Raw genomic sequence first — 10,841 nt, 5'->3', positions numbered from 1 at the left:
CCCAGGAGGCCGCCATCGCCGGCTACCTGCGCTGGCGCAACCGCCACAGCCACCCCAAACGCCACTTCGCCGTCAACTCCAAGATCCGCCGACCGGATTACCTACCCAACGTTGCTTGATGCGGCACGAGCACCCGAGCCAGCCTGTAAGGCGGCGGCGCCGCCGGCTCGTCTCGGGTGCGGATGCTGCCGCGCCGCAGAGAGGGGACGGTGGCGTCTAGGCCGCCTGCGGCTGCGGGGTGGAGCGTGAAGTCGCCACCGGATGCGCGGGCGAGCTGGGCGGCGATGGTCGGGCCGCGGCCGCCGCCCTCGCCAGCGTGCTGGGCGGCGGGGTTGCGCCAGAAGCTTTCGCAGGCCCGCGCCCGCTGCTCGGCCGTCATCCCCGGGCCCCGGTCGAGGACGTGCACGGTGACGTCGCCGCCGGAGGTGCGGGTGGTGGCGAGCGTAATGGTTGTGCCGGGTGAGGTTCGCGCAGTGCGTTGGCGAGAAGGTTGTCGATGATCTGCTCGAGTGCACCCGGCACGACGATCCCCGCCCGCTCCGGGCGCCGCGGTGCAGCAGCCGGATATGGCGCTCGGCGGCGAACGGGGACCAGGCTCTCGACGCGGTCGGCCAGGAACGCGTCGAGGTAGGCTGGTTCGGCCAAGGTAGCGTCTAGCCCGCGGGCCGGCGCGCTCCCTCCCCCTCGGCGTGTCGGCCCGCGTCTCCGTCGTGTTCGATCGCTGAGGCAATCCGTCGAGATCCAACACCCACGCAGCCGGCCTACGCGTGTGAGTTCGGTATGTCGACCTACATCCTGCATCGGTCGCAGTGCACGATCGAGTGAACGTAGCCGCAGTTTGCTTCCGATCAATCCCTCGGTGGACCTGCGGTGCCGACGTCGGTTGCTAACGCCGATGGGGATACGCCCGGTCTTTCTCGATCGCGGCTTGATCGGCGACGTGACTTCGGCCTCCAGAGCTCGACGGGTGTGTCGGGCAAGCGGCTCGTGGCGGTGGCATGATGCTTCCGGTGACGTGCAAGATTCGCCTGTCCGCAGCTGGTGTTCACCTGTTCGACCGTGTTTCCGGGACGAACGTGCTGCTCGACGAGGTATCTGTTCCCCCTGAGCAGTTCTCCCGCGCTCCGCGGTACCTGTCCGTCGCGCTGACCAACGCCTGCGAACTGCGCTGCACCTACTGCTACGCGCCCAAGCACGCCGCGGCGCTCGACAGAGAGCGTGTAGTCGCGTGGGCGGTCGAACTCGATGCTGCCGGGTGCCTCGGTGTCGGCTTCGGAGGAGGGGAACCGACCACATACCGAAGGTTCGCCCAGTTATGTTCGGACATAGCACAGTGCACGTCTATGGCGGTGACCTTCACAACCCATGGGCACCGGCTCACACCCGCACTCGTCGAATCCCTGCGCGGGGCCGTGCACTTCGTCCGCCTGTCAGTCGACGGGGTCGAAGCCACCTACGAGCGACTCCGGGGCCGACCTTTCGCGGCTGTGGTCCAGGCGGCGGCGTTGCTCGGATCCCTCGCCCCGTTCGGCATCAACGCCGTCATCAACGCCGACACGATCGGTGAACTCGATGACCTCGCCGAGTTCGCCGACAAGGTCGGCGCGTCGGAACTTCTGCTCCTGCCGGAGCAGGCGACCGCGGCAACTCCCGGTATCAGCGACACCGACGCTCAGCGCCTCGTCGAATGGGCTGCGACCGCCACGAACGGCGTTCGGCTCGCGGTCTCTCGAACCGGGATCGAAGCCGCGCTGCCCACAGCGGAGGCCATCCCAGGCGAGCACTCTCTCGACGCACACATGCACGTCGACGCGACCGGCGTCCTGCGCCCTCACGCCTACGCGCCCACCGGATTGTCGGTCGGAAATTCCATCATGGAAGCCGTACAGGCGTTGAGGGAGACACGATGAGGATCTGGAACGGCTACGGCTCGGAGCACTCGATGGACCTGGTCTTGATCGGCCGATTTCAGACGGTCACCGGCGCGAAGGCAGCGGAGGAGCGCATGGAGGCTCTGAAGGCTCTTGCCGAGGACACGTGGTCCGATGACGACTGGCGGAACCCTGGCGAGCGCATGCCTCGCGAACTCGGCGAAGCACTCGCCGACATGAAGTTGTACGACATGGGAAGGTACGACGTCGACGTCTTCGCCCTGGACCACACCGTCACCCGCACCGGAGAGACGGTCCGGATCTGGACCGACGAGTCTGACGTCCAGGGATTCCTGAAGGCACTCCTCCACTCCGGCGCAAAAGTCGAGATCTTCTCACGCCACCAATGGGACGAGGACACGATTACTCGGTCTGATGCAAGCACTGGGAGCGACAGTGGATCTGACTGAGCTGGAACGTCTGCCCGGCGCCGCGGACCAGAACTTCGAAGCGCTCACACGGGCCATCGTCTCCCGCCGCTACGGCGCGCAGGGCGCGATGCGGGAACGCCGCAACCAGCCCGGCGTCGAGTTCTACCTGCACGTCGACCACGCCGGTGCTCTGGGCGACCCCGGCCGCGTATGGGGTTGGTCGTGCAAGTGGTTCATCCTCAACAGCAAGAATGAGCTCAGCACAGGACAACGCAAGCAGATCGAGGAATCGCTCTCCAAGGCAATCAAGCACGTCGCCGGACTGACCGACTTCGTGCTCTGCCTTCCACAGCGGCCCGCCAAGGGGGACGAGGACTGGATCAACGGACTCAGCCAGCCGGGCGTCAGAGTCAGACTCTGGTCCACCGAGAACTACGACGAGCAACTCGCGGGACACGACGAGCTCCGCTCCACCTTCTTCGGTGAACTCGCCCTCACAGCAGAGGTGCTGGCGCAAGCGCACAAGCGATCTGTTGCACCCATCGAGGCGCGGTGGATGCCACGGCTGCACACCTCCCACCATGTGGAAAATCGCATCGACCGAGCCTTGCTGCGCCCCGCGTCGTTGGATTGGCTACAGCAGCGCACCGACGACATCGCAACCCGGATCCAGGCACTGCGCACAGCTCTCGACGGCCTCGACACCGCCTTCCGCCAAACCGCGGAAGAGATTGCTGGCGACCTGGAACGATTCGTCGACGACCTGCGGGAGATCCTTGACGCCGGAAGAAACCTCCGGCCCGGGGAGGTCCGTCAGCGCCTCGCCGAACAGAGTCCGCCCGCAACCTCTCCCCGAACGCTACGACGCCTGGTGCTCAAACTGAGGCAGCGTCGCCTGCAAGAGGCGCTGCTAGTCACCGGTCTCGGCGCGGAGATCCGCGACATCGTCCAGTGGCTGCACGACACACAAGCGGACACCGAAGCCCCCCTGCTCGCCGTCATCGCCGCCGCGGGCCAGGGCAAGACGCACCTTGCCGCGCAAATGACCTCACCGAACAACCAGCCCACGGCAGGAGTCTTCATCCAGGGCGGGAACCTCCGCGGCGGCGAAACGCTGAACGACCTCGCGCGAAAGATCCCCGGGCTCAAGGTCGACTACTTCGAGGACCTGCTGGAAGCTCTCAACTCAGCCGGTAGCCGCGCCGGCTGCCGGATTCCGTTGATCATCGACGGCCTGAACGAGGCCGAACGGCCTTCGGAATGGAGGGCTCTGCTCGCCGGATTGACACCAATCCTGAACGGCTACCCTCACGTAGCGGTAATCGTCACCCTCCGCGAAGCACTCGCCAACCGGGCCCTACCGAAGGACACGGTGCCCCTAGAACTGGAGTGGCACCGCGCGGAAGTCGACCACATCCTCCGCGTCTACTTCCGTCACTACCTGATCAACCCGGCCGGCGCCTGGCTACCGATGGAAGAGTTCCAAAACCCGCTGTTCGTCCGCATGTACTGCGAGGCCGCAAACCACGACCGCCGAGAGCCGGTGGGTGTGGAGGCGCTGCCACAGTCCCTCATCGGCGTCTTCGAGCTGTATCGCGAGGGCGTGGTCGAGCGACTGGCCCAGGATCCGGCACGCATCCCTGTGCCGGCCGACCAGATTAAGCGCCGCCTCACGGATCTGGCCAAACACATGTGGACGCACAACGTCCGTCGGCTTCCGTTCGACGAAGCACGAAAAATCCTCGACGCCGACCAATCGAACTGGGACGAAAGCCTGCTCCGGCGCCTCGTAGACGAGGGAGTAATTCTCCGCGAGGAGGCCAGGGGTTCCAACGACACTGAGTGCGGCTTCGTTTTTGACCGCCTCGCCGGTTACTTGATCGCCGAGGCGATCCTGGTGCGTACTACACTCGCGGACGTCAACGAGCAGCTCGCGGAGGCTACTCTCTGGCAGTCCCTCCTGGGCGACCAAGCGCACACCCTCGGCGACGATATCCTTATTGGCCTAATCTCACTGGTGCCGCGCCGATTCACCCGGCGCCACCTGTGGCGCGTCGCCCCGGACGAGCACCGTTCGTTTGTGCTCGCCCAGGAACTCACCACCGAGTCGGACTTCCTCGATAGCGAGACCGTCGACGCGCTTGCAACCGCGCTCGTTGCCGCGCGCCCCGGCGGAAGGAAGGGGCGACCAGCATTCGGCCGTCTATGGGAGATCCGCGGGTCCGCTCCGCACCGCCTGAATGCTGTATTTCTCGACCGCGTCCTGCGTCAGCTGCCCCTTCCTGAACGTGACCTGCGATGGAGCGAATGGGCTCGGAACCAGGCTTCGGACCGCCTAACGGCAGATGTGGAACGAGCGATCGACAGGTGGTCCGGAAGCAGCGACCGCGCCGAGAGCGACGACCTGGACGCACTGGCCATTGCTTGGCTGCTGACTTCCACGGACACGAGCATGCGGGACCTGGCGACGAAAGCCCTGCAGCGCTACGGTCGGCCAGAACCCAAGCGGCTGTTCGACCTGGCCACCCGGATGCTCGATATCGACGACCCGTATGTCATCGAACGGGTCGTCGGCGCAGCGTTCGGCGCCGTCAGCGCCCATCAGATGCCCGACCCCGGCGGGCCGCTCGAGGGCGCGTTGCGAGGCTGGCTGGTGCAGCTGCGCGATCGATTCCTCGACGGTGGGACCACGCCAACCTCGCACGAGCAACTGCGCGGCTACGTACGGGCCACCTACGAGTTCGCCGGCGCCCTTCATCCCGCTGCCGTCCCGGATCACGTCGACGCCTTCGCGCTGACGTTCGCCGCCGCAGCGCCCGCCGAGGTGATGGAGGACGACGACCCCAATGCCGAGGAGTGCGACCGCACTTTCGGCATGGACTTCGAGAACTACATCATCGGGGGTGCCATCAACGGCAGGGGCAACTACGACTTCAACCACCCCGATTACCGCAGGGCCCGCGCCGAGGTCATGGGCCGCGTTTGGGGCCTGGGCTGGCGCCGTAAGAATTTCGGCAGCGTTGACGAGTCCATAGCCGCGGACGCCGAGCGGCGCTACGGATCCAAAAGGAGAGTTGAGCGGTACGGCAAGAAATACGGCTGGATCGCCTACCACGAGATGGTCGGCCGCCTCGTGGATGTCGGTCGCGCACCGGCCCACTTCGGTGAAGCAGAACGCTTGATGCCCGACATCGACCCGACCTTCCCCGACGAGCCCCCGGTAGCACCCATGCCCCTTCCGCTGTGGGCGCCCGTGGAGCCCACTAACGACCAGACCTGGCTCACCTCAGGGACGGTGGCCGTCTCCGACCAGCTGTGGTCACCCGAAGAGATCCACGGAGTGGACGGCGGCTGGCTTCTGGTCGAGGGATATCTGGACCACCGCCGCGATGGACGGGAGGTGTTCGGGTTCTTCCGAACCCTCGTACTGGAGCAGGAGGATGCTGAACCCGCCCAACAGCTAGCCAGTGAGCAAGAGTATCTCGGGAACGACTTCTTCCCTCGGCTGCCGATGGTCCGCGACGTGCTGGCCGCGGAGATGCCGTGGAGCCCCCGGTTCGAGCTGATCTTCGACGACAATGCCCCGGGCGCCTTCGCGCGCCGCGCTCTGTGCCGCGACTGGCAGGACGACGGCATCAGGTTCGACCAGGTCGCCGTGGATTTCGCCCCCGACAGCACGTCGGAGATCGGGCTCCGCGGGGGCTACGACGTGCCGTCGTTCGAGTTCGCCGCCCGATTCGGACTACGCCAGTTGCCCGGCACCGTGGACCTCGTGAGCCTGGACGGCCGACGTGCCTCCGCCACCTTCCGTGCGGACAACCCCTGGCGCGGCCACCTACTCTTTCTGCGCCGCGATCTTGTCGAGGACTTCGCCGATGATCGCCGGATCATGCAGGTGGCGTGGGGCGAGCGCCAGGTGGCCACCGATTGGAATTCTGTTCCTTCCTGGATGCGCGCGGCGTACCGCAGCTACGCCCATGTATGGCGGAACATCCGAATTCTTGGATCGGATTAGCGCCGCGAAGTGAGCCGTCCGGAGTCCAGCTCCTCGCAGGTACACCACCGTCGATTATCGAAGAACTGCCATCTACAGACAGAACCGGGCGTGGTTCGCCTACAGACCATAAGTTGAGGCCAATGGGTCAGGGTCTGAATCCTTGCCCAGCACCGCAGCCAGCCGGTCAAGCACGGTAAAGGCGACCTCCGGATGAGCGATGAAGGCTGCGGGCTCAACCCAGCGTGTGACAAGCAGCGGAACGACGCGCCACGGAAGATCGTCTTCTACCTCACAGGCTTTGGCTGCCTGTCGGGCGTGCCCGCCGATCACATCAGCCTTTGACAGCAGTTTGGCGACGTGCCCGTCGCCTTTCACAAAGCTCCTGATGTGCCGGAACAGCGCAGGTGGCGAGTATGCTGCTTGCGGATCCTTGATCTCGCACACCCACAGGCGGCAATGTTCGACGTCGGCAACCAACAGGTCGATTTCGCCGGCCTGTGCCGGGATGCCCGCCCTCATCGCATCTCCCTGGGTGAAACGCAAGCGGTGAGGTAGTCCGAGGTTGTTGACTACCGACGAAACTTCGTCCTCCAGCTCGTTGTTCTGCTGTTGTCGTCGGCGCTGCATGAGGTTGAGCAGGTGTTGGGGTAATGCGCGCAGGGGAGGAAGGCGACTGTCCATCAGGTACGTGACGTACGCGGTAAGGCCCGCATGGGCGATCCAGGGACCAATCAACACCACACCGTTGACCATGGGCAGGGGCCGAAGCGGCAATCGATCAGGTCGATCTTCCAGGTCAGCGACCTGCTCAGCGCTCAAGGGTTCCAGAGTCTTGCGGTCAAGTGTCAGCGTTTCGAGAGCGGCGTTCACTTCGGTATCAGGTAGCCGACTCCAGGCCGTTGCGTCGGCAACCAACGCTCCCGGCTCTACTCGGGCCAGCCCGTCGTTACCGACAGGCCAGGCTTGTGCCGTGTGCAGGACGGCTCGGATGGCGTCCAGGCCGGTGCCCGTCGCACCACGCAACCCATCGTCGGCTTGACGGAGGACCTCGTCGGCGATGTCGTGAAATGGCGCGAACGGCTGCGGCGATCGCGCTGTCACGTCGATGGGCATCCGCTGTCTGTGTTCCGGCTCGGCGGGCGGGCCTGCTGCACGCGCCAGGGCAACCTGCTGGTCACGGCGAGCGCGTAAGTACGCCTCGTGATCGAAGCCCTGGCTCTCGAGATCGGCGTCGACATCATCCGGTTCGTCGGTGAAGGCGAATACTCCGTCGGCGACGAGAACCGCGAAGTCCGAGAGATGCTGGTCGGCAGTGCGGATGCGCGTCGCCGTACTCAGCACGAGATCAGCCAACGCTACAAGGTCAGCGACATCGAGCACGTCCGCGTCTCGATCCCCACCTGGAGGGTAGGCCAGGAGAAACTCAAGCAGGACTTCAAGCGGACGCGTCACCGCCGCTCCTTCCTCGGCTGCGAGAGCGTGCTCGATCCAGTCGTCTGCGAACGGGCCGGCCAGCGAGCGGGCGATAGTGGCCTGCTCCACGAATCGCTTTGCATAGGCAGCGTTGAGCCGGCGCAGAACCTCATCCACAAGGCTCGGACGATAGGTACGGGCGCGAGCGACGAGGGCGTCTTCCAGCGCCGGCAACAGGTGCTCCCGGCACACCTGAACAGCGGATTCGCCGGCAAAGCTACCGGACGGTATGCCGCGCTGACGCACGGTCCGCGCCACAACCTCGATTGCCCGCATCCTCATGTGAGGACCGCGTGGCAGCGCATCCGGCTCAGGCAGGGCCGGAGTATCGGACTCGACCAATGCCACGGTCGTTACTGGTGGACAAGAATCCCACGCAACGGAGAACTCCTCGCGGGAGGGGCCGGGTCCGTCGCCGCGGGCATGCCGCAACCGTGCTATGGCCTCGTACAGAGCAATGCCGAGTGCACTGTGCCCCTCCAGGCCGTCGCCCTGAAACAGGGACATCGCCTCCGGGACAATGCCGATCTCGATGACAGCACGATCCGCAGACACCCCGACGCGATACGGAACGCCTGTGATTTCTTGATCGTGCATGGGTGCCGTCTCAGGCAGCAGGCGAAGCACCAGGCTGAGCGGAACGCGGCCACCTAACTTCAGATGCGACGAGATCGTCGCGACGCGACCTACCGTGGCACGTACCCCATCTGCGAATCCGAACAGCGCATCCGGGCTCAGGCCAAGATGCTCGGCCTCGCCGAGGAACGCACAGATCACGACATCCGGATCTCGGCGAACCAACAAGGCGACGCCGTCTCCGCGATCGAACAGGTCTGCCTCATCGCCGTCCTGGCTCAGTCGCGCGACCGGCCACCCAACGGAAGCAGGCACGGCCGCGTCGAACAAGAGCTGCTCAATCGGTTCCCAAGCCGCAGCTCGCGCCCACGGCAGATCGTCGGGCTGGTCGTACCGCTCCTCCCAGACGCCATCGAAGTCAACCTGTGGGACGAGGTAGCCGCGCTGTCGCCACACCGACCACGCATCCAGGACGTCATCTAGGAAGAGCGGAGCCTCCGAACCTGGCCGGTAAAGCTCGTCCAGGAAGCAGGCGAGCAGAATCTGATCACTCTGAGCGTCCGCAAGGATCTCGACAAGTTCCTCGACGTGCAGCCGGACCGTATCGGTGATCTGTTGAGCGACGAGCACGGCCGGCCCGCCGTAGATCACGAGCCGCACAGGCGGCCGAACCTTCTCAGGTCGATCTGCAGATTCCCGTGCCCAGCGGTAGTCCGCCCAATCCAAGGCGAGCTCCAGATCCCCCGAGCCAAGGCCGCTCACGATCACCGTCGCGTGCCGCCGTCCCTGCACCACTTCTAAATCCAGCAGCCGACCGCGAACCTGCTCGGTGCGTCGCCGCGCCTCACCCCGGACGACGGCGGATACTGGTTCGTCTGGGGGCATCACCCAGCGGGCCTCGATCGAGGAGGCGGCATCATCGACCGCCTCCTCGGTCAACTCCACGGCCGCGTGACCCATAAGTACCCGAACAACCCGCCGCTGAACGACCGCGTTAAGCCGATGATGGGACAACGCCGACTCCGCCGCCTGATCGGCCAACTCCTGGGTCGCCGCCGCCAACGTCGCCATGGTCATCGCTGCTGGCACAGACACGCTTCGGTAGCCACCCTCGACCACCAGAGTCGGCCCCAATGCCGGCTCCGTCGGCCGAGACGCCACCTTGATCGCGGATGCCGGGCGGGTCAACCACGTCAACGCCGCCGCCGCCCGCGCTGGGTAGCGACACTCCGTAACCAACTCCTCCGGACCAACAGCCATCCCGTCCCGCACGACCGCGATTTCCGCGTCGCTGACCACCGGCTCGGCCGCTTCCCAGAAAGCAGGCCCGCCAGGTCCCGCGTCGGGCCACGCAGGGGCGAGGGCCGAGATCAGCTTGTCGGAGTACCCGAGGACCAGTTCCATCACATCGGCCAATCCGAACCCGCGAACCGGCACCAACACGGGATCGATCGCCGCTGCAGTCATCGACAGTGACCGGAGAAACACCTGTGGATGAACGTGGTCACCTGGATGCACCCGCAGCCGGCGACCAGCGATCTCATGTCGAACGATCGCCCGCGCGTCCACGGCCGCGAAGTAACCGCTGGAGACCCGGTCAGGCGCCGCCCGAACTGCCTGCTCTACAAGGCCGACGAGATCGGACGATGTTGCCTCTACGCTGCCGCGGGGTGGTAGACGAACGGCACGCGCCCACAACAGCAGCAGCTGGCGCTCCCACAACCGACAGAGCGGAGAGTCGATGGCTGCGCCCAACAGCACCAAGACGGACTCGGCTTCGTAGTTCGCCAGAACACGATCAATCAGACGCCAACGTACGCTGCCGCCTCGCGGTACCACGCCCGTGCGCCTGCCGGATTGCCCTCGTCGCGCCGCCCCCTTGACCATCTGACCGTCCCGTTTAGATCTCGCTGCGTTCTGGCTGGACATCCTAGGCCGTTGGCCCCGCCCCAGCATGTTCTCCGGCCGACTGGGAACGACCCGGCCGGACGCTCAGAACACATGGGGTGATGCGCCCCGGGTCTGGTGCAGGTCTCGCTGTCTGTCACCGAGCCCGGGCAGGCTCGAAGGGCTGATCGTAACGTGACGCTTGGTGGCCGGCTTCGACCTGGGCTGGAGTGCGCTGGCCCAGCTCGCCGTGGACGCGGCGATGGTTGTACCAGTCGACGTATTCGGCGACGGCGATCTCGACATCACGAACTGATTGCCAACCACGACCACAGGCAACAGGGTTATGGATCAACTCTCCCTTGAACAGTGAATTGAACGCCTCGGCCATCGCGTTATCATAGGAATCTCCGCGCGAACCGACCGAGGCGACCACTGCCGCTTCCGCCAAACGTTCGGTATAACGAATAGATCGATATTGGGCGAGTTCAATCGGTCGATGCAACACCGGGTTGTTGCAGTGAGCGTAGCTGCTCGGCGAAGACTTCGGCCGGGGTTCGCCAGTCGAGGATCTTGCGGGGCCGGTTGTTGATCGTGTGAGCGACG

Annotated in this window: 6 protein-coding genes; 3 read left to right on the top strand and 3 right to left on the bottom strand. The window is 65.4% G+C overall.

All coding sequences use genetic code 11. The features are described from left to right. Positions 1 to 97: 97 nt before the first annotated feature. Positions 98 to 748: an ATP-binding protein gene (locus tag ACLJOU_RS46555; RefSeq protein WP_410575721.1), complete on the bottom strand. Its 651-nt coding sequence runs from the start codon at positions 746 to 748 to the stop codon at positions 98 to 100. Between the two features lie 262 nt (positions 749 to 1,010). On the opposite strand from ACLJOU_RS46555, the gene ACLJOU_RS46550 reads away from it, so the two are divergent. The 3 genes from ACLJOU_RS46550 to ACLJOU_RS46540 are packed head-to-tail and all read left to right on the top strand — an operon-like array spanning position 1,011 to position 6,317. Then, positions 1,011 to 1,910: a radical SAM protein gene (locus tag ACLJOU_RS46550; RefSeq protein ID WP_410575720.1), complete on the top strand. Its 900-nt coding sequence runs from the start codon at positions 1,011 to 1,013 to the stop codon at positions 1,908 to 1,910. Further along, positions 1,907 to 2,341: a DUF6375 family protein gene (locus tag ACLJOU_RS46545; RefSeq protein ID WP_410575719.1), complete on the top strand. Its 435-nt coding sequence runs from the start codon at positions 1,907 to 1,909 to the stop codon at positions 2,339 to 2,341. Before ACLJOU_RS46550 ends, ACLJOU_RS46545 begins: the two co-directional genes overlap by 4 nt. Next, the gene (locus ACLJOU_RS46540) at positions 2,307 to 6,317 is read left to right on the top strand and encodes an NACHT domain-containing protein (RefSeq protein ID WP_410575718.1); all 4,011 of its coding nucleotides are present in this window, start codon (positions 2,307 to 2,309) and stop codon (positions 6,315 to 6,317) included. The genes ACLJOU_RS46545 and ACLJOU_RS46540 overlap by 35 nt, the downstream gene beginning before the upstream one ends. Before the next feature lie 99 nt (positions 6,318 to 6,416). Here the strand turns inward: ACLJOU_RS46540 and ACLJOU_RS46535 are convergent, their stop codons facing one another. Next, positions 6,417 to 10,277 (bottom strand): hypothetical protein, encoded by a 3,861-nt coding sequence (locus ACLJOU_RS46535; RefSeq protein WP_410575717.1) that lies wholly within the window; start codon positions 10,275 to 10,277, stop codon positions 6,417 to 6,419. Between the two features lie 115 nt (positions 10,278 to 10,392). Further along, positions 10,393 to 10,671, bottom strand: a complete 279-nt coding sequence (locus ACLJOU_RS46530; protein WP_410575722.1) for an integrase core domain-containing protein — start codon at positions 10,669 to 10,671, stop codon at positions 10,393 to 10,395. Between the last annotated feature and the right edge of the window lie 170 nt (positions 10,672 to 10,841).

Origin of the sequence: Amycolatopsis sp. cmx-4-61 (assembly GCF_046548775.1) — a bacterium.
GTDB lineage: Bacteria > Actinomycetota > Actinomycetes > Mycobacteriales > Pseudonocardiaceae > Amycolatopsis.
The sequence above is the reverse complement of the archived record's forward strand: the minus strand, read 5'-3'. Positions and strand labels throughout refer to the sequence as shown.